The sequence below is a fragment of the Mesorhizobium sp. M0862 genome (assembly GCF_040319795.1).
In the GTDB taxonomy this organism is placed as follows: Bacteria; Pseudomonadota; Alphaproteobacteria; order Rhizobiales; family Rhizobiaceae; genus Mesorhizobium.
Genome location: NZ_JAMYOJ010000064.1, coordinates 1 through 621 on the forward strand (window position 1 = coordinate 1; position 621 = coordinate 621).

At 57.0% G+C, this 621-nt stretch carries 1 pseudogene; it reads left to right on the forward strand.

What is annotated here, in order from left to right:
• Nucleotides 1-130 precede the first annotated feature (130 nt).
• A pseudogene (locus tag NKI15_RS31945) lies at nucleotides 131-621 on the forward strand (type I secretion system permease/ATPase); the annotation flags it as partial.

The window sequence follows — 621 nt, forward strand, 5'->3', positions numbered from 1 at the left end:
CGGAGACTTACGTGACAACCATTCCTTAAAGGATTCAGCTTTGAGACCCTTCCCTCTGACTTCCGCGATTTGGGGCATTGTGTTGATCAGCGGCGTGGTCAACGTGCTTGCGCTCATCTCGCCGCTGTTCATGCTTCAGGTCTATGACCGCGTTCTGGCAAGTGGCAGCGTATCCACGCTAGTGGGGCTCGTCGTGCTTGCTGCGGGGCTTTATGCGTTCCAATGCCTGCTCGACATTTTGCGCGCCCGCGTGCTGCTGCGGATTGGCGAGCGTTTCGATGGACAGTTTTCCGGACGCGTTCACGATGCGATCGTTCGCCTTCCGCTTTCAACGCGCATGCCGGGCGACGGCTTGCAGCCGCTTCGCGATCTCGACAATGTTCGCGGCTTCTTAGGTGGAAACGGTCCGACAGCGTTCTTCGATCTGCCATGGATGCTGTTTTATCTTGGCATTTGCTTCCTCCTTCATTTCTGGATCGGCATGACGGCACTTATCGGGGCGGTCGGTCTCACATCTCTGACACTCCTTGCCAACACTCTCTCGCAAGGGCCGATAAGCGATACCGTTGCCCACAACATGGCACGCAATGGTCTGCTGCAAGCAGCGCGTTGCAATGCCGA